The following is an 18,129-nucleotide window of genomic DNA, read 5'->3' on the forward strand; positions in this document are numbered from 1 at the left end:
CACTTCCTACAAAACAAAATCCTGGAAAGCCGCCGGCATCGGTTGCTGGCGCGCTTCCGCTTCGCGCATTTCATAAGTGGCCTTGTCCCAGACCTCGAAATGCGCCCCCATGCCCAGCATCAAGACCTCTTTGGTCAGACCTGTGGCCTCACGCAACTCGGGCGAAATCAGCAGCCGACCGGTTGCATCCATCTCCGCATCCATGGCATTGCCCAGAAAAATCCGTTTCCACCACTGAGCCGTGATCGGCAGTTGCGCGACGCGTTCGCGAAACTGCAGCCACTCGGGGCGCGGAAACAGCAACAGACAGCCATCGGGATGCTTGGTGAAAGTGACCTGCCCCTCCGCCAAGGAGAAAAGGGCGTCACGATGCCGGGTCGGCACTGAGAGCCGACCCTTTCCATCGAGATTCAGCGAAGACGCCCCTTGAAACACGGCAAGTTACTCCGGTCATCTGGAGCCGCTCGTTCCCCAAAAATGGGCACGAGGGCAGCTTTCACCACTTAATTGCACTTTTTTGCACTGTATCAGCAATTTAAGGTGAATCCAAACCCGAAGGAACAATTATTTGCAATGAAATCAAGCACTTAGAGAGAAAAAGAAAAGCCTTATTCTGAAAATACCTTTCCTTTACAAGCACTTAGCAAAGTCAATGCAAGTGGACTCTCATTAGGAGACGTCAATTGCAACCATTCAATTCAATGGAAAGAACTGATTTAAGTCTCGACCTTCTCCTACAAACGCAAACTGCCCGCACAGGCGGGCAGCTCGCTTCAAGCGCTCGGTTCTTCAAAGAATGAAGCGCGACAGATCCTCATCCTTGCTCAGCACCTGCAGGCGCTGATCCACATAGGCTGCATCGATCACCACGGTCTGCCCCGAAAGCTTGGCCGCATCGAAGCTGACTTCGTCAAGCAGACGCTCCATCACTGTGGACAGACGCCGTGCACCGATGTTTTCGGTACTCTCGTTGACGTCAAAGGCAATCGTTGCCAGACGCGTGATGCCCTCGGGCTTGAACTCCAGGGTCACGCCTTCGGTCGCCAGCAGCGCCTGATATTGCTTGACCAGGGAGGCGTGAGTCTGCATCAGAATCGCCTCGAAGTCCTGTACCGACAGAGATTCCAGTTCCACGCGAATGGGAAAGCGCCCCTGCAGCTCGGGAATCAGATCGCTGGGCTTGGACAGGTGAAAAGCACCCGAAGCGATGAACAGAATGTGGTCTGTCTTGACCACACCGTACTTGGTCGAGACGCTGGTACCTTCGACCAAGGGCAGCAGGTCGCGCTGCACACCCTGACGCGATACATCGGAGCCACTGGTTTCCTGGCGCGTCGCCACCTTGTCGATTTCGTCGATGAAGACAATGCCGTTTTGCTCGGCATTGGCAATGGCGCGGGTCTTGACGTCTTCCTCATTGACCATCTTTGCTGCTTCCTCATCGGTCAGCAGCTTCAGGGCCTCGGCGATCTTGAGCTTGCGCGTCTTGCGCTTTTCCTGGCCCATATGGCTGAACATGCCGCGCAGCTGCTCGGCCATCTCTTCCATGCCCTGGGGGCCCATGATCTGCACCTGAGGCATCTGCTCGGCGATGTCGATCTCGATTTCCTTGTCGTCAAGCTGACCTTCGCGCAACTTCTTGCGGAAAACCTGACGCGCCGTGTTGTCCGCGGGTACTTCGCCAGTGCGGGCCTGCGGGATCAGCACATCGAGAATGCGCTCCTCGGCAGCATCTTCGGCGCGGGCGCGCATCTTCTTCATGTCCGACTCGCGCGTCTGCTTGACGGCAACTTCGGCCAGATCGCGGATGATGGCGTCCACATCCTTGCCCACATAGCCCACTTCGGTGAACTTGGTCGCCTCGACCTTGATGAAGGGAGCATCGGCGAGTTTTGCCAGGCGGCGGGCGATCTCCGTCTTGCCCACGCCCGTGGGGCCGATCATCAGAATGTTCTTGGGCGTGATTTCCTGGCGCAGGCCCTCGGGCACTTGCTGACGGCGCCAGCGATTGCGCAAGGCAATCGACACCGCGCGCTTGGCACCATGCTGGCCGACGATGTGCTTGTCCAGCTCGGAGACGATCTCCTGGGGAGTCATGGCAGAAGACATGTGAATTCTCAGTCAAATATGCCTCCGGCGCCCATCCATAAAGCGCCGACAGCTATCAATTCGGATAATCGAGGTGCTTACAGCGTCTCGATCGTGTGATTCATATTGGTGTAGATGCACAGCTCGCCGGCAATCGCCAGGGATTTGCGCACCACATCTTCGGCCGACAGCTCGGTGTTGTTGAGCAAGGCCTTGGCTGCGGAATGCGCATAGGCGCCGCCGGAGCCGATGGCCACAATGCCCTGCTCGGGCTCCAGAACGTCGCCATTGCCGGTAATGATGAGCGAGGTCGTCGCATCGGCCACGGCCAGCATGGCTTCAAGCTTGCGCAGCACGCGGTCGGTACGCCACTCCTTGGTCAGCTCGATCGCGGCGCGGGTCAGGTTGCCCTGGTGTTTTTCCAGCTTGGCCTCGAAGCGCTCGAACAGCGTGAAGGCATCTGCGGTTGCCCCCGCAAAGCCCGCCAGCACCTTGCCGTGATAGAGCTTGCGCACCTTGCGCGCCGTGCCCTTGATGACGATATTGCCCAATGTGACCTGACCATCACCGCCGATGGCGACTTGCACGCCCTCGGGAGTCTGGCGGCGCACGCTCAAAATGGTGGTGCCGTGAAACTGTTCCATCTGGAGCAGATGGGGACAGACAAGATCGACCTCAAGAGGCCCAGAAAAATTAAATTTGCAGCGCTTGCTGTGGATAAGGCCTCAAACGGCCCGACTCCAGCCGGAGACGCCGCCTCTTGGCGGGAGGCGGCATAGCCACCCAGGGAGCTAGTCCCTCCTTGGGATCACCTGTGCATGTTCCTGAATGCCAACAACATTGAAGAACACCGCCAGCAACTGGTGCAACTGACCGAACTGCAACACATGACCCAGCTCCTGCATCTGCGCAGCCCAGTTCAGCACCGAGCCTGCGGCAGCAAAGTCCATGCGCACCAGGCGCGCGCAGTCAATGGCAATGGCTTCGCCAAGCTTGGCCTTTTCCTGAACCTCGGCCAGCCAGGGCAATGCATCGCCGTCGATCACGCCTTGCAGCGCAAAACGCGGCTGATGCTCCTTCCAGAGCATGCCGGGCTGAATCGTCTCCGGCCCCAAGAGTCGGCTATCCTGGGCACGCAGGTTCTGCGCCTGCCCTTCGTTCGAATACGCACAGACCGGATCGTCCCACGAGGGTGGCGACAGCTCGTAGGTCACGCAATAGTCCAGCGCCGTCAGCTCAAATTCGTCCTGCAGATGCATCAGGCGCTGCATGGCCAGACGCAAATACCACCAGTCCTGATCGACGGCTCGATCACCGGAAGGGGTGTGCTTGCTGAGCACGGCCTGCAATCTTTCATGGCCGGCAAAAACCAGTGATCCCTTTTCGTCGGCCCATCGCTGTGCCGCATCCAGCAGCGGCTTCTTCACGCCGGGGTCGAGGCTCTCCAGAACGCTCCAGTCCATGACCGAGCTGCCGACGCTGCGCGCCTTGCTGGCCAGCAGCGCCTTGAAGCCAGGCTCATCCAAATGCACAGGAGCCTGCCAGCGAAAGCCGGTCTGCACTGCTGCGGCATCCGGCGCGGTTTCGCTAAGCCTGCCCGCCTGCTGCGGCATCACAAACCATTGCGGGGCCGAGCGGCCGAAGCGCGCCACAAAGTCCATGGCAGCGTCTTCAAACTCAGCCTGCATGCCTGCTGCGCGGTACATGTCCAGCAGTGCCAGCCAGACCTGCAACTGTGCCGGCGTATCCTGAGCACGCTCGGCAATCAAGGCCTTGAGACTGGTCTCGGCTGCTACGCTGTCACCGCTGGCAAAGACAATCGCAGCATCCTCCAGCGCGGCATCATGCTCGAAGCGCGCAAAGGACGGCGGAACCATGTTGATATCGGTTGGAGCGGAGACCTCGGTCGTGGCAAACGCCGGCGAAAAGTCCGTCTCGCCACGCAGGCCCGGCAAAGCAACAGGATTGCCCTGCCGCCCCGATTGCGGCAGCTCCAGATCGCCTGGCAACACATCCTGAAGCAGGGGCAACGTGCTGATTGAAAGCGGCTGGCTTTTAAATACCGAAGGCATGCTGCCTCCGACCTCCGGCAGTTGCAGCGGCATGGTGGCGGCATCAGCGGCCAGCTTGCCGCGCCACCATTGCTGGGCCATCTGCGCTTCGATCTCGTCGATCTTCTTGATGGTTTCTGCGCGCTCGCCCGGTACGGAGCTTTGGGCAGTCTGCAAAAAAGAGGAAGGTGCCAATGGGGTCGGCGTCTCGAGCGGAGCCCTGGCAGTCACCGCCGTCTTGGACAGCTGAGCCTGACGCAGCTTGCGCAGCTGGTCAAACTCGCGCTTTCGCACAAAGTCGTTCTGGCGCTTGCGCTCCAGCATCTCCTTTAGCGCCTGCTTGCTGTACTGGCTTGCTTCGCTTTCCTGGTTGAGATTTTCCAAATCGGACCAATTCACGGTCGGGTGGCGCACGAAACGCACCACCTTGGACAGCAACCCTCCCGACTTGTTTTCTTCTTTCACCATGGTCCTCTACTTTGCTGCCTGCAGCCCCGCCAACGCCTGACGCAGATCAATCGCCGTACATCTTCTGCTTGAGTTCACGGCGCTGCTGGGCTTCCAGCGACAGTGTAGCGGTGGGGCGAGCCAGCAGCCGTCCCACTCCGATTGGCTCGCCGGTTTCGTCGCAGTAGCCGTAGTCGCCGGCATCGATGCGGGCAATGGACTGGTCGATCTTCTTGAGCAGCTTGCGCTCGCGGTCACGGGTGCGCAGCTCGAGAGCGTGCTCTTCCTCGATGGTGGCACGATCGGCAGGATCGGGCACCACGACGGTGTCTTCACGCAGGTTTTCCGCAGTCTCGCCCGCATTCACATGCATATCGTTCTTGAGCGCGACCAGCTTGCGACGGAAGTAGGCCAGCTGGGCGTCGTTCATGTAATCGTCATCAGACATGGCCAGCACTTCAGCATCGGTCAGCTCCTCTACCGACTTGGTCTTCCAGGCGTTGGCCAGCTTGGGATCTTTCTTGGGCACAGCTTGCTTTGTGTTGGTCATTGCTTTCGTATCTCTCATGGTTGCCGCAGCCTTGACTGCCGAAGCTGCCAAGGGCGGAACATCTGTTTCAGGCTGCCGCGCTGGAGGCGATGCAGAACGCTTGGATCTGGACGATTTGGAAGATTCTCCCGCTGCTGCAGGTACCAGCACCGGGTTGTCCAACGCGGCGTCCACCAAAGAGGTCTCGACGCTGCGGGGGTGCACAGCCGCTGCCGCAGCTTTGGCTGCAGCCTTGGGCAGATTACTTTTCACAGCGGTCACGTCCTGTCTCCTTACAGTACAGAGCCCTTGCAGGGCCGGATTGCTCCAACACCCTCTTTAGGGCCGGCATTGTAGCCACGCCAGTCCCCCCATCCCGGCTCCGTTGCACATACCCCACAATTTGCAACAAAGCCTGCGCCTGTTTCGGTCAGTTTGCGAGAAATAACAGACAAACAAAACGGCCTGCTTGGCAGGCCGTCAGTCATTGTCAGCAAACCGTTAGCTTTCGCCGAAACAGCCCCCAAACCCAGGGTTTACACCAGACATTGATCCAGTCCCTGGCGAAGAATGTCCTGCGGCAGGTCGATGCCGATGAAGACCATTTTGCTGACTCGCTTTTCATCGGCTTCCCACTCTGGGCCCAGATCGCTGCCCATGAGCTGGTGCACGCCCTGGAAGATGACCTTGCGGCTGGTGCCCTTCATGTCGAGCACGCCCTTGTAGCGCAGCATCTTGGGGCCGTAGATATTGACGATGGCGCCCAGAAAGTCTTCCAGCTTGGCCGGGTCGAACGCGCGATCGGCGCGGTAGACAAAGCTCTTCACGTCATCGTCGTGATGATGGTGATGTGGGTGATTGCAGTGCTCGCCATGCTCGTGGTCATGGTGGTCGTGGCCGCAATGCTCGTCGTGCTGGTGTTCATGATCGTGTTCGCATTGGCCATGGTCATGGTCGCAAGCGCTGTGGTCGTGATGATCGTGGTCGTGATCATCTTCCTTGAGGAAATCAGGGTCGATGTCCAGCTTGGCGTTCAGGTTGAAGCCACGCAGGTCGAACACTTCGCTCAGGGGCACATCGCCAAAATGAACGGCACGGATGGGCGCGCGCGGGTTCATGTGCTTGAGGCGATGGATCAGCGCCTCCTTTTCCGCATCCGTCACCAGATCGGTCTTGGACAGGAACATCTGGTCGGCAAAGCCCACCTGACGGCGCGCTTCCTGGCGATCGTCGAGTTGCTGGTTGGCATGCTTGGCATCCACCAGAGTGATGATGGAGTCGATCAGATAGGTCTCGGCGATCTCGTCATCCATGAAGAAGGTCTGGGCCACGGGACCGGGATCGGCCAGGCCGGTGGTCTCGATCACGATGCGGTCGAAGTCCACCTGCCCCTTGCGGCGCTTGGCGGCCAGCAACTGCAAAGCCTCGCGCAGGTCTTCGCGGATGGTGCAGCAGATGCAGCCGTTGCTCATCTGCAGAATCTGTTCTTTGGATTCGGTCTTGAGAATGTCGGTGTCGATGTTCTCCTCGCCGAACTCGTTCTCGATCACGGCAATCTTCATGCCGTGGGATTCGTGCAGCACGCGCTTGAGCAGCGTGGTCTTGCCCGAGCCCAGAAAGCCCGTGAGGATGGTGACAGGAATGAGAGCCATGCGTTGAAACCTCTTGCTGCGGCCAGCCGCCACATGCGGCTGTCCAAAAAACACGGGCGGCGCATCCCTATGCGCGCTCCGGTGATAACAGCTGGGGAGTGTAGCGGTGCTTTCAAGCGCGCATGGGCAGCAGGGATGGCAGAAATTTCAGCAAAAAATCACCTCCATCACATACTCAACAATCACTTCAAGCTATCAAATCAGGACTCTTCAGTTTTGCTCTTCGTCGTCCGGCATGCGCAATGGAGCGGGCGTCTCTCCGACGCTGCTGCGCTGCGCACGCGGGTGGGCTTTTTCATAAGCCTGGGCCAGATGCTGGAAATCCAGCCGCGTATATATCTGCGTGGTGGCAATGCTGGAATGCCCGAGCAGCTCCTGCACGGCACGCAGATCGCCACTGGACTGCAGCATATGACTGGCAAAGGAGTGACGCAGCACATGCGGGTGCACGCCAGTCGCAAGCCCCGCCTGCTGGCCTCGCTGCTTGAGACGCGACCAGACCGACTGGGCGCTGAGCCGCTCGCCCCGGCGGCCGACGAACAAGGCCGCTTCATCCTGTGCCTTGAGCTGTGCAGTCCCGACCAGCGCGCTGCTGCGCAGCGCCAGCCAGCGCTGCAAGGCCTCGATCGCCATGCGCCCCACGGGCACGATGCGGCGCTTGCTGCCCTTGCCCTGAACATGGGCGTCACCCGCCTCCAGGTCAATCCAGCCTCTGCCTTCATGCCGGCTCTGCTGGTCGGGCCGCAAATCCAGCCCCACCAGTTCGGCCACACGCAGGCCACAGCTGTAGAGCAGCTCGGTCATGGCGACGTCACGCGCCTCCATCCACGGGTCCGCCTCGGGGTTGTGAAAACTGGCCAGCTGCACGGCATCGTCCACAGCCAGTGCCTTGGGAAGAGGCTTGGCGGCTTTGGGGCCGCGCACGCCCTCCACGGGGTTGAAAGGCACCAGCTCCCGCTGGGCCGCCCAGCGGAAAAAGCTGCGCCAGCCCGAAAGAATCAGTGCGATACCGCGTGCACTGCGGCCGGCGCCATGCATTTGCGCAGCAAAGCGGCGGATATGCGAGGGTTGCAGCGTCAAAAGCTCCTGAGCTACCGCCTGCGCAAAGCTCTGCAGCTTGATCAGGTCCAGCGCATACAGCGTATGCGTGCGCTCGGCCAGGCGCTTTTGCACACGCACATGCTCCAGATAGCTATGGACAACTTCCGGAAGCTGCGCGTACTGCTCCTCAAAAGAGGGCTGCTCGCGCTCTTGCATCGGTATCTACCCCCTTTTTGCAGCCTCAGCCGTGCGCCAGCGTCAGCGCAGGAGCGCGCATGCGCGAGAGCGAGGCACTGGCCAGCTCGGAGATGCGGGAGAGGAATTCAAGACCCATGGTGGCATCGAAGCGCAACGGGTCGGGCGAGCCCAGCACCAGCATGCCAAAGGCATTGGAAGTGCTGTCCATGGCACCGTCATGCAGAGTCAGCAGCGCGACCGACTGCACCGCATTGGGGTTGGGCAGCCAGGTCACGGGTTCGAAGCCCATATTGGGGCCGCAGAACGGCATGGTCAGAGACGAAGCAAAGGCCTTGGCATCATCGCTGACTCCCATGGTGTAGACGGTGCCGCTGTGCGCGCCCGCCACATTCCACAGACGCAGTGCGACCTGGGGGACATCAAACGTGTGCTGCAGGCTGGCGGTGAGCGCATGGGGCAGCTCGCGCAGGTCCTGCACCTTGACCAGGGCATGGGTCCACTGATGAATCTTGTTGGCGATGGAAGCGTTCTCGCTGCCATGGCGCACCATGTCCATGATGCGATGCTCCAGACCCTTGATCTTTTCGCGCAGCATCTCGGCCTGACGTTCCTGCAGGCTGACGGCACGTGGGCCATGACCGCTGATCAAACGCACGCCTGTCAGCATCTCGGCATGGCGCTCGAAGAAATCGGGGTTTTCCTGGAGGTAATCGGCAATCGACTCTTCGGTCATGGCGGTATCGGTCAAGCTGTTCATAAGGTATCAGGTATGTCGATCTGGCCTTCAAAAACAAATTCGGCAGGGCCGGTCATGCGCACGCGATCGTGCGCACCGCCAGTCCATTCAATGGTCAGCAGACCGCCGCGGGTATGAACATCGACGCGCTGATCGAGCAGGCCCCAGCCAATGCCGGCCACCACGGCGGCACAAGCCCCCGTACCGCAGGCCAGGGTCTCGCCGGCACCACGTTCATAGACACGCAAGCGGACTTCACCGCGGTTGAGGATCTGCATGAAGCCGGCGTTCACACGCTGAGGAAAACGGGCATGGTTCTCTATCAGCGGGCCGTGCAACCCCACCAAAGCGGCATCCACATCGTCCACCAACTGCACCGCATGCGGATTGCCCATGGAAACGGCTGCTATCCAGACTGTAGCCGGCTGCAAAGGAGTATCAAGCGTCAGAGGCCATTTTTGCGTCGAACCCAGAGTCTCGGCCTGCAGACCGTCGTTCGTGAACGGCACCTTGGCCGGATCCAGCTGAGGCGCCCCCATATCGACCGTGACGCGGCCATTGCCATGAATTTCGGGGGCGATGACGCCCGAGAGGGTCTGTACGCGGATCACGCTCTTGTCGGTCAGACCCTTGTCATGCACATAGCGCGCAAAACAGCGTGCGCCGTTTCCGCACTGCTCGACCTCGCCACCGTCGGCGTTGTGGATCACATATTCAAAGTCCACGCCCTCTGCGGGTGCCGGGCGCACCGTCAGGATCTGGTCGGCGCCCACGCCAAAGTGACGATTGGCCAGGTAGCGGTACTGGGCGGTGCTCAAGCCCAGGCGAGCCTGGGTTTCGTCGAGCACGACAAAGTCGTTGCCCGCACCTTGCATCTTGGTAAAGCGAATCTGCATGATGCCGCACATTATCGCGCCGGGCGCAGGATCTGCGCCATGCCATGGGATCAGCGATACAGCTTTTGCAACAACTCCATGAGCTGCACCTGCTCGGCAGCACTCAGATGCGCGATGGCACGGGTCTCGCTGCTCTTGAGCTCGGGCTCGGCCGTATCCACCAGCTCGCGCCCTGCCGCGGTCAGGTACAGACCCGTGGCGCGGCCGTCTCGCGGGTGCGGACGCCGTTCCAGAAAGCCGCGTTTGCCCAGCGCATCGATCATGCCCACCATATTCGGCGGCAGCACGGCCAGTTGCTGACAGAGCTGACGCGAGGTGATGCCCGGATTGCTGCCCACCAGAGACAGCACGGAGAACTCGACGATCTTGAGGTCAAAACGCTCCATGCAGCGCATGAAAACTCCCACCAGAGCCAGCGAGGCGCGCCTGGCGTTGTAGCCCAGCAGCGACTCCAGAAAGCTGGCATCGACCTGATCGACGGCAAAAACCTCGGCACTGTCCCTGGGCTCCTGCCCCGAGCCCGGGAGGTCCGAACCCACCTCTCTGGAGCGCGTGCCGCGCAAGGAGCGTGCAGGTTTGGAGTCTGGTTCAGCAGTCTTGTGAGCGAGCATTGGCGATGTCAACTTCGAAGGCAAAAGAGCAATCCAGGGGCGCGATGAAAAGACCGCAATTGTGCCGGTATTGCTCGCATCCTGCAGCCATTTTGATCAATGCGCGGAGGTGAACAGCTGGTTGCCGTGTACGACGGAAGCCTGCGCCCACTGCGCCTTCATCAGAGTCAGACGCCAGTCCATTTCGGGCCATATGCGCTGCTGCACCTGCTTGCAGGGGCCTCGCCAGCGCTCACTATCGCCCCCCGCTGTGGCCGCAATACGTGCCCACGCCCAGCCCAGCAGCACCACGGCCACGCAGCGCAGGTAGTCGTCGGCCACGCGCCAGGCCAGGGTGTCATCTTCCTTGCAGGCCTGCGCCAGCACCGTGGTGAAGTAGCGCAGCTGGGCCAGGCAGCGCAGCACTTCTGCATCCAGCGCCCGACCTGCATCCAGGCTGTTGCGCAAAGTCAGCAGCCATTGCCCCATGGCCTGACCACCGTCCGGCAGCACCTTGCGCACCAGCAGATCGATGGCCTGAATTTCATTCGTGCCTTCGTAAATCATGGCCACGCGCGAATCACGCACGATCTGCTCTATGCCCCACTCGCGGATGTAGCCATGGCCGCCGAACACCTGCAGGCAGGCGCTGGCACCCTCGAATGCCTGCTGGGTCCAGGCGGCCTTGAGCACGGGCGTGATCAGGCTGCACCACTGCTGGGCCTGCTCGCGCTCGCGGGCGCTTTCGGCATGTCGCGCTACATCGAGATAGATACCGGTCTGGTAGGCGAGCACACGCCCGCCATCCACCCAGGCACGCTGCAAATCGAGCGTGCGGCGAATGGCCGGATGCTCGATGATCAGATCTGCTGCATCGCCTGCGCCACGCGAGGCCGGCACCGCCCCTGGCGCTCGCATCTGACGGCGCTCCAGCGCATAGGCATGGGCCTTCTGCCATGCCGCGTCCAGCAGGCCTATGCCCTGCAGCGCCACATGCAGGCGCGCGGCATTCATCATGACGAACATGGCGTTCAGGCCCGCTCCGGGCTGGCCTATCAGCCAGCCTGCAGCCCCATCAAAGCGCATCACGCAGGTGGGGCTGCCATGCAGGCCCATTTTTTCCTCGATGCGCTCACAGACCACGCGGTTGCGCTCGCCGCCTGGCAGCAGCTTGGGCACGAGAAACAGCGACAGGCCCTTGGGCCCTGCCGGAGCCCCGGGCAGACGCGCCAGCACCAGATGCAGGATGTTATCGGTCAGATCATGCTCGCCGCCCGAAATGAAAATCTTGCTGCCGCTGATCTCGAATCGCTCGCCCTGCTCGGATTCGCCAACCGGCACGGCCTGCGTGCGTACCTGCCCCAGGTCGCTGCCCGCATGGGCCTCCGTCAGACACATGGTTGCCAGCCATTCACCGCTGGCCACCTTGGGCAGATAGGCGGCCTTGAGCGCATCGCTGCCATGGTGCTTGAGGCACTCATAAGCACCATGCAGCAGGCCCGGCGCCATGGTCCAGCCATGGTTGGCGGCACTCAGCCATTCGTACAGCACGCCTTCCAGCACCCAGGGCAGCCCCTGGCCGCCGTCCTCCTCGGCACAGGCCAGTGCAGGCCAGCCCGCCTGCCAGAAGTCCTGATAGGCCTGGGCAAATCCAGGCGGCGTGGTGACCTTGCCCGCTGCAAACTGCACGCCGACCTCGTCACCTTCGCGCGACAGCGGCGCCACCACCTCGCCCACCCATTTGCCGGCCTCTTCCAGCACCTGCTGCATCAGCGCCTGATCCGTTGCGGCATGCGCCGGCAGGCGCTGCAACTGCTCATCGGCCTTGAGCACATCAAATAGAAGAAACGCGTTATCGGCACTGAGGGGCAAATAGGACATACAAAACCGGCTGCGTTTGCAGCAAAAACTCAACCAAAACGCGGGCTATGCAAGAAGCGCAACCCTATAGTCAGAGGCGCCCAGCAAGAGCCGCCTCGCGGCGATGGCGCCGTCCCCCTCAGGGGGAAGCCGCGAAGCGGCTCAGGGGGTGTATCAGGTATCCGCAGTAAAGCCGATCTGCTTGACCAGCGGTCCCCAGCGCTCGAATTCGGCCTGCTGCGAACGGGCCATTTCCTCGGGCGTGGAGCTGGTGGCAATCAGGCCGACCACACCCACGCTTTCCTTGAGCGCGTCGCTCTTGAGCGCCGCCGTGATGGCCGCATGGGCGCGTGCACGCACATCGGCAGGCGTCTTGGCATTGGCATAGAAGCCAAACCACTCTTCGGCCGTCAGATCGGCAAAGCCCTGCTCGGCAAAGGTAGGGACATTGGACAGATAGGGGTTGCGCTGCGGGCCGCTGGTGGCCAGCACGCGCAGCTTGCCGGCCTTGTAGTAGCTCAGGAAGTCGCCGCTGGGGCCCATCACGGCTGCAATCTGACCACCAGCCAGGTCTGACACCGCAGGCGCCGTGCCGCGATAAGGCACATGGCTGAGCTTGATGCCCGAACGCAGGCTGAGCAGGGAGCCGATCAGATGCGGCTGGGTACCCGCACCGGGGCTGCCGAAGCTGGCCTTGTCGGGGTTGTTCTTGCACCAGGCCAGAAAATCCTTGAGGGTCTTGACCTCGGACGGCACGGCAGGGCCGACAGCCAGTCCATGGTGCATGATGGCGCCGATGGAAATCGGCTCAAAATCCTTGGCCTGATAGCTCAGCTTGCTATAGATATGCGGGTAGATGGAGAAGGCCGAGACCTGGGACAGCACGATGACCGAGCCGTCGCCCACAGAGTTGCGCAGATTCTCCAGCGCGATGCGGCCACCGGCACCGGGCTTGTTCTCCACCACGCCCATGTTCTTGGAGTAGCTGGTGCCGCCAATCTTTTCGGCCACGCGGCGGGCTACAGAGTCACCGGCACTGCCTGCGGGAAAGCCGTAAAGGATGCGCACCTGCTCCAGTGGTCCGCTGCCCTGGGCATAGGCGCTGCGGCTGGCGATGCCGCCGAACGCGGCCAGCGCTGCACCAGCGCCCAGGCCTTTGACGAAATTGCGACGATCTTGCATGGTTTGTCTCCTCTATTGTTCGATCGCTATATGCAGGCTTGAGCCTGTCTGAAAAATCCCGACCCGAATGCTATTCGATACCGAGGGGTCATCAGGAATCGCCCGTAAAACCGATCTGCTTGACCAGCGGACCCCAGCGCTCGAACTCGGCCTGCTGCGAACGGGCCATCTCCTCTGGCGTGGAGCTGGTGGCAATCAGGCCCACCACACCCAGGCTTTCCTTGAGCGCGTCGCTCTTGAGCGCTGCCGTGATGGCCGCATGGGCGCGTGCACGCACGTCGACCGGTGTCCTGGCATTGGCATAGAAGCCAAACCATTCCTCGGCCGTCAGATCGGCAAAGCCCTGCTCGGCAAAGGTGGGCACATTGGGCAGATAGGGGTTGCGCTGCGGGCCGCTGGTGGCCAGCACGCGCAGCTTGCCGGCCTTGTAATAGCTCAGGTAGTCGCCGCACGTGCCCATGATGGCGGCGATCTGACCGCCCACGACGTCCGAGACGCCGGGTGCCATGCCGCGATATGGCGCATGGCTGAGCCTGACGCCGGAGCGCAGACTCAGCAGCGCCCCCAGCAGATGCGGCTGGCTGCCGGCACCGGGGCTGCCGAAGCTGGCCTTGTCGGGGTTGTTCTTGCACCAGGCCAGAAAATCCTTGAGGGTCTTGACCTCGGACGGCACGGCAGGGCCGACAGCCAGTCCATGGTGCATGATGGCGCCGATGGAAATCGGCTCAAAATCCTTGGCCTGATAGCTCAGCTTGCTATAGATATGCGGGTAGATGGAGAAGGCCGAGACCTGGGACAGCACGATGACCGAGCCGTCGCCCACAGAGTTGCGCAGATTCTCCAGCGCGATGCGGCCACCGGCACCGGGCTTGTTCTCCACCACGCCCATGTTCTTGGAGTAGCTGGTGCCGCCAATCTTTTCGGCCACGCGGCGGGCTACAGAGTCACCGGCACTGCCTGCGGGAAAGCCGTAGAGAATGCGCACCTGCTCCAGTGGTCCGCTGCCCTGGGCATAGGCGCTGCGGCTGGCGATGCCGCCGAACGCGGCCAGCGCGGCACCAGCGCCCAGCCCTTTGACGAAATTGCGACGACCTTGCATGACTTGTCTCCTGCTTGAAATACGGACTCTTCGGTCCTGTGGAATCAATACACGTCTCAATCTTTGGCACTGAGCTGGCTCTGGCACTCTCCAAGCCAGAGACATCGAGCAAGGGCAGCCCCGCAGCGATGGTGTCGTCCCCTTGGGGGAAGGCGCAAAGTGCCTCAGGGGGTAACACTTACCGAGGAGCCATGCGCAGCGCACCATCCAGACGAATCACCTCGCCATTGAGATGATCGTTGTGCACGATATGCACGGCCAGATCGGCAAACTCCGAAGGCTTGCCCAGGCGCGAAGGAAAGGGAATGGATGCCGCCAGCGACTGCTGCACGGGCTCGGGCAATTCCTTCATCAACGGTGTGGCGAACAAGCCTGGCGCCACGGTGCAGACACGAATGCCGTGCTGGGCCAGATCACGCGCCATGGGCAGCGTCATGCCGACCAGGCCGCCCTTGGATGCGCTATAAGCCTGCTGTCCCACCTGGCCATCGAAGGCTGCCACCGAGGCGGTGTAGAGAATCACGCCGCGCGCGCCATCCTCCAGCGCCGCCAGCTTGGCGCAGCGTGCGGCAAACAGCCGCGTCATGTTGTAGCTGCCGACAAGGTTGACGCGGATCACGCGTTCAAAGTCCTCCAGCGGTGCGGGCTCGCCATCGCGGCCGATCACGCGCTTGGCCGTGCCGATGCCGGCCACATTCATGAGAATGCGTGCATCCGAGCCCCATTGCTCGCGAACGGCATCCAGCGCGGCCGTGACGCTGACCGCATCGCAGATATCGCTCTCCAGCGCCAGTCCGCCGATCTCGGCAGCCACCACCTTGGCCTTGTCGAGCTGACGATCCAGCACGGCAACCCTGGCGCCTGCGGCAGCCAGCGCACGCGCCGTGGCTTCGCCAAGGCCCGAGGCTCCTCCGGTGACGATGGCAATCTGATCCTGAACTTGCATATCACTATCCTTTTAAAAGCTGCTTGCGCTTTCTGTCATTGGGCTCAAGCCTGTCCTGGCTCAGAGATTGGGCTTCAGGATCAGGGCCAGCGTTTCGTCGTACAGGCCTGCCACCACATCGGCGCGATGCTGGAGCACGGCACGCTGGTTGATGGAGCCCTTGTCCGTGACTTCGCCCAGGTCCAGCGAGGGCGCCCTGATCGCCACCACTGCCCGCGCAATGCGGGTGGCACTGCCGGTGGCCGTCTGCGCCAGCTGGTTCAGAACCGTCTGCAGATGCTGCTGCACGGGCTCGCTGTGCATGATCTGCTCCAGCGTCGCCCCCGCGTCCAGGCCGCTCAAGGCCGCACAGGCCGGGGTCCCGAAAACGATGGCACCGACCTCCTTGCGATCCAGACCGGTCAGCACCACATCCTGGATATAGGGCGCGCCGGCATGGATGATCCTGGCCCGCAGCGGCCCCACGTTGACGAATGTGCCCGTGGCCAGCTTGAAGTCTTCGGCAATGCGGCCGTCAAAGCGCAGACCCTGGTTTCGATCCTGCGGGTCGCGCCACTGCACGGCGTCGCCGGTGCGGAAGAATCCGTCCTCGTCAAACGCCTCTGCCGTGGCTTCGGGCGCGCGCCAGTAGCCGGGCGTGACGTTCGGCCCGCGATAGCGCACCTCCAGCTTGCCATCCACAGGCGCCAGTTTGAGCTCCAGACCCGGCACCGGTACGCCCAGGTCCCCCGAGCGCACATCGGGACGGTTGATGAACAGGGCCGAGGGCGAGGACTCGGTCATGCCCAGGCCCGTGCCCATCACGATGCGCTCGCCGCACTCGGCCTCCTGCGTGCGGTGCAGGCTATCCCAGACGGGCTGCGCCAGAGAGGCTCCTGCGTAGAAGAACATCTTGACGCGCTTGAGCAGGCTGTTGCGCAACTGCGCATCGCCCTCCATGGCGCGGGCGATGTATTCGAAGCCCGTGGGTACGTTGAAGTAAACGGTGGGAGAGATCTCGCGCAGATTGCGCAGCGTCTCCGCAATGCCCGCCGCCGTAGGCTTGCCCTCGTCGATATAGACAGTGCCGCCGTGATAGAGCGCGAGGCCGATATTCTTGTTGCCTCCGAAAGTGTGATTCCAGGGCAGCCAGTCCACCAGCACGGGCGGGCCTTTGACCATATCGGGCATGGTCTGGGCAATCTGCTGCTGGTTGGCGCACCACATTCCGTGAGTGTTGATCACGGCCTTGGGCTGCTTGGTCGATCCCGAGGTGAACAGGAACTTGGTGATGGTGTCGGGCCCGGTGGCCTGCATGGCGGCATCCACCGCAGTTGTAGGCTCGGTTGCCAGCAGGTCGGCAAACAAGGTGCAGGTCCGGGCATCGACGGCCGGCTTGCGGTAAACCACCTCACAGCCCTCGGGCAGCACGGCGCGTACCGCCTTGTCGTAGCGCGCCGCATCGGCGGCAAAGATCAGGCCTGGCGTGAGCGTATCGACCACATGGCGCAGCTTGGCGTAATCGGTGCTGACCAGTGAATAGGCTGTGGAAACCGAGCAATAGGGCACGCCTGCATACAGGCAACCCATGGCCAGCATGGCATGGTCGAGATCGTTCTCGCTGAGGATGATGACGGGACGCTCTGCCGAAAGCTTTCTGTCCAGCAAGGACTGCGCAATGCTGCGCGCCGCTGCCAGCGTCTGGGCATAGTCGATGCGCTGCCAATCACCGGTGCTGCCGTCGGCCAGTCGTTGTCGCTGGGCGATGAAGGTCTGCTGCGGCGTGGTCTGCGCCCAGTGCAGCAGCCTGTCAGTCATGCGTGCTGCGTGCTCTGCCAGCTCCCGGTCGGAGCGCACGTAGAAAGTGCCGTCGCCTGCCTCCCTGACCTGGATGCTGCGCACGCCGAACTCCAGCTCACGGTAGCGGGGCCTGCCCCCCTCTACCACCTGGCCGAGGGCCTGCATGGCTGTGTTTGTCTCCTGCATTGTCTTTGTCTCCACAGCGTTGTTTTTTGAGAGTGCTTTCAGTCCTTGCTGACCTTGGCGGCCCGCCCTGACAGAAATTCCTGCAAACGGAACTTGGCTTCTGGCGCGCTCTGCGCCACGGCAGCCATCAGAGCTTCTGTCATCAGCCCCTGATCAGCGGGCTGATCGGCAATCCTGGGCAACGCGTGCATCAGGGCGTAATTGGTCATGGGGGCGTTTTCGGCAATGCGCAGCGCCAGTTCCACGGCCTTGTCCAACGCATGTCCTTCGGGCACCAGATATTGCGACAGACCAATGCGCTCACCCTCTTCGGCCTTGTACACACGGCCCGTGAACATCATGTCGGCCATGCGTGCGGCTCCGATCAGGCGCGGGATGCGCACCGAGCCGCCGCCGCCGACGAAAATGCCGCGCGAACCTTCGGGCAAGGCATAGAAAGTACTGCTGTCGGCCACACGGATATGGCAGGCGCTGGCCAGCTCCAGGCCGCCCCCCACCACGGCACCATGCAGGGCGGCGACCACGGGCACCGCGCCGAACTGCACCTGGCGCAGCGCCTCATGCCACATGCGTGAGTGCAGAACGCCCTGGGCCGCATCGCGTTCGCTGAGCTCGCTCAGATCCAGGCCGGCGCAGAAATGCGGTCCATCGCCATCCACCACTGCAGCGCGCACGCTGGCGGGCAGATTCATGAATACATCGCGCAGACCCAGCACCAGCCCATCGGACAAGGCGTTGCGCTTGGCGGCACGCATCAGGCGAATGACGACGACCTGTTCGGCTTCGCCACGGAACTCAACTGCAATTTCTTTATGAGTCATAACCATTCCTTTTGCATCATTATTGTTA

16 protein-coding genes are annotated in these 18,129 nt (G+C 61.9%); all 16 read right to left on the reverse strand.

Annotated elements, in window-relative coordinates; all coding sequences use genetic code 11:
- Positions 1–6: 6 nt before the first annotated feature.
- On the reverse strand, positions 7–435 hold the full coding sequence (mraZ, locus tag ACWGXF_RS15280) for a division/cell wall cluster transcriptional repressor MraZ (RefSeq protein WP_452102071.1): 429 nt from the start codon (positions 433–435) through the stop codon (positions 7–9).
- Positions 436–789: 354 nt separating this feature from the next.
- Entirely contained in the window at positions 790–2,109 is a 1,320-nt protein-coding gene (gene hslU / locus ACWGXF_RS15285; protein WP_003051251.1) for an ATP-dependent protease ATPase subunit HslU, read from the reverse strand.
- Positions 2,110–2,186: 77 nt separating this feature from the next.
- Positions 2,187–2,732, reverse strand: coding sequence for an ATP-dependent protease subunit HslV (gene hslV, locus ACWGXF_RS15290; protein ID WP_003051248.1), 546 nt, complete (start codon positions 2,730–2,732; stop codon positions 2,187–2,189).
- A 147-nt stretch (positions 2,733–2,879) separates the two neighbouring features.
- Complete coding sequence (locus ACWGXF_RS15295) at positions 2,880–4,607, reverse strand: STAS domain-containing protein (RefSeq protein ID WP_256628575.1); 1,728 nt, start codon at positions 4,605–4,607, stop codon at positions 2,880–2,882.
- A 46-nt stretch (positions 4,608–4,653) separates the two neighbouring features.
- A complete protein-coding gene (gene dksA / locus ACWGXF_RS15300; protein ID WP_003069012.1) occupies positions 4,654–5,397 on the reverse strand; it encodes an RNA polymerase-binding protein DksA in 744 nt (247 codons plus the stop codon).
- A 254-nt stretch (positions 5,398–5,651) separates the two neighbouring features.
- Entirely contained in the window at positions 5,652–6,767 is a 1,116-nt protein-coding gene (locus tag ACWGXF_RS15305) for a CobW family GTP-binding protein (protein WP_034362970.1), read from the reverse strand.
- Between the two features lie 210 nt (positions 6,768–6,977).
- A complete protein-coding gene (locus ACWGXF_RS15310) occupies positions 6,978–8,024 on the reverse strand; it encodes a tyrosine recombinase XerC (protein ID WP_256628576.1) in 1,047 nt (348 codons plus the stop codon).
- A 25-nt stretch (positions 8,025–8,049) separates the two neighbouring features.
- Positions 8,050–8,763, reverse strand: a complete 714-nt coding sequence (locus ACWGXF_RS15315) for a DUF484 family protein (RefSeq protein ID WP_003069020.1) — start codon at positions 8,761–8,763, stop codon at positions 8,050–8,052.
- The gene (gene dapF / locus ACWGXF_RS15320) at positions 8,760–9,638 is read right to left on the reverse strand and encodes a diaminopimelate epimerase (protein ID WP_256628577.1); all 879 of its coding nucleotides are present in this window, start codon (positions 9,636–9,638) and stop codon (positions 8,760–8,762) included. Before dapF ends, ACWGXF_RS15315 begins: the two co-directional genes overlap by 4 nt.
- 50 nt (positions 9,639–9,688) lie before the next feature.
- Positions 9,689–10,249 carry a MarR family winged helix-turn-helix transcriptional regulator gene (locus ACWGXF_RS15325; RefSeq protein ID WP_003069024.1) on the reverse strand — a complete coding sequence of 187 codons (561 nt, stop codon included), beginning with the start codon at positions 10,247–10,249 and terminating at the stop codon, positions 9,689–9,691.
- A 96-nt stretch (positions 10,250–10,345) separates the two neighbouring features.
- On the reverse strand, positions 10,346–12,109 hold the full coding sequence (locus tag ACWGXF_RS15330; protein ID WP_256628578.1) for an acyl-CoA dehydrogenase family protein: 1,764 nt from the start codon (positions 12,107–12,109) through the stop codon (positions 10,346–10,348).
- A gap of 153 nt (positions 12,110–12,262) precedes the next feature.
- Positions 12,263–13,270 (reverse strand): Bug family tripartite tricarboxylate transporter substrate binding protein, encoded by a 1,008-nt coding sequence (locus ACWGXF_RS15335; RefSeq protein ID WP_452102072.1) that lies wholly within the window; start codon positions 13,268–13,270, stop codon positions 12,263–12,265.
- A gap of 91 nt (positions 13,271–13,361) precedes the next feature.
- Positions 13,362–14,369 (reverse strand): Bug family tripartite tricarboxylate transporter substrate binding protein, encoded by a 1,008-nt coding sequence (locus ACWGXF_RS15340; RefSeq protein ID WP_452102073.1) that lies wholly within the window; start codon positions 14,367–14,369, stop codon positions 13,362–13,364.
- A 178-nt stretch (positions 14,370–14,547) separates the two neighbouring features.
- Entirely contained in the window at positions 14,548–15,315 is a 768-nt protein-coding gene (locus tag ACWGXF_RS15345) for an SDR family NAD(P)-dependent oxidoreductase (RefSeq protein ID WP_087864798.1), read from the reverse strand.
- 60 nt (positions 15,316–15,375) lie between these two features.
- The gene (locus ACWGXF_RS15350; RefSeq protein WP_256628580.1) at positions 15,376–17,280 is read right to left on the reverse strand and encodes a feruloyl-CoA synthase; all 1,905 of its coding nucleotides are present in this window, start codon (positions 17,278–17,280) and stop codon (positions 15,376–15,378) included.
- Positions 17,281–17,318: 38 nt separating this feature from the next.
- A complete protein-coding gene (locus ACWGXF_RS15355) occupies positions 17,319–18,101 on the reverse strand; it encodes a crotonase/enoyl-CoA hydratase family protein (protein ID WP_224648918.1) in 783 nt (260 codons plus the stop codon).
- Positions 18,102–18,129 lie beyond the last annotated feature (28 nt).

This window comes from Comamonas sp. HJ-2 (assembly GCF_053615495.1).

Coding starts and splice junctions, on each gene's coding strand:
- hslV (WP_003051248.1), bottom strand. CDS start 2,732: ATGGAACAGTTTCACGGCACCACCATTTTGAGCGTGCGCCGCCAGACT.
- ACWGXF_RS15295 (WP_256628575.1), bottom strand. CDS start 4,607: ATGGTGAAAGAAGAAAACAAGTCGGGAGGGTTGCTGTCCAAGGTGGTG.
- ACWGXF_RS15315 (WP_003069020.1), bottom strand. CDS start 8,763: ATGAACAGCTTGACCGATACCGCCATGACCGAAGAGTCGATTGCCGAT.
- ACWGXF_RS15305 (WP_034362970.1), bottom strand. CDS start 6,767: ATGGCTCTCATTCCTGTCACCATCCTCACGGGCTTTCTGGGCTCGGGC.
- ACWGXF_RS15310 (WP_256628576.1), bottom strand. CDS start 8,024: ATGCAAGAGCGCGAGCAGCCCTCTTTTGAGGAGCAGTACGCGCAGCTT.
- ACWGXF_RS15335 (WP_452102072.1), bottom strand. CDS start 13,270: ATGCAAGATCGTCGCAATTTCGTCAAAGGCCTGGGCGCTGGTGCAGCG.
- ACWGXF_RS15355 (WP_224648918.1), bottom strand. CDS start 18,101: ATGACTCATAAAGAAATTGCAGTTGAGTTCCGTGGCGAAGCCGAACAG.
- dapF (WP_256628577.1), bottom strand. CDS start 9,638: ATGCAGATTCGCTTTACCAAGATGCAAGGTGCGGGCAACGACTTTGTC.
- ACWGXF_RS15330 (WP_256628578.1), bottom strand. CDS start 12,109: ATGTCCTATTTGCCCCTCAGTGCCGATAACGCGTTTCTTCTATTTGAT.
- ACWGXF_RS15340 (WP_452102073.1), bottom strand. CDS start 14,369: ATGCAAGGTCGTCGCAATTTCGTCAAAGGGCTGGGCGCTGGTGCCGCG.
- ACWGXF_RS15345 (WP_087864798.1), bottom strand. CDS start 15,315: ATGCAAGTTCAGGATCAGATTGCCATCGTCACCGGAGGAGCCTCGGGC.
- ACWGXF_RS15350 (WP_256628580.1), bottom strand. CDS start 17,280: ATGCAGGAGACAAACACAGCCATGCAGGCCCTCGGCCAGGTGGTAGAG.
- ACWGXF_RS15325 (WP_003069024.1), bottom strand. CDS start 10,249: ATGCTCGCTCACAAGACTGCTGAACCAGACTCCAAACCTGCACGCTCC.
- hslU (WP_003051251.1), bottom strand. CDS start 2,109: ATGTCTTCTGCCATGACTCCCCAGGAGATCGTCTCCGAGCTGGACAAG.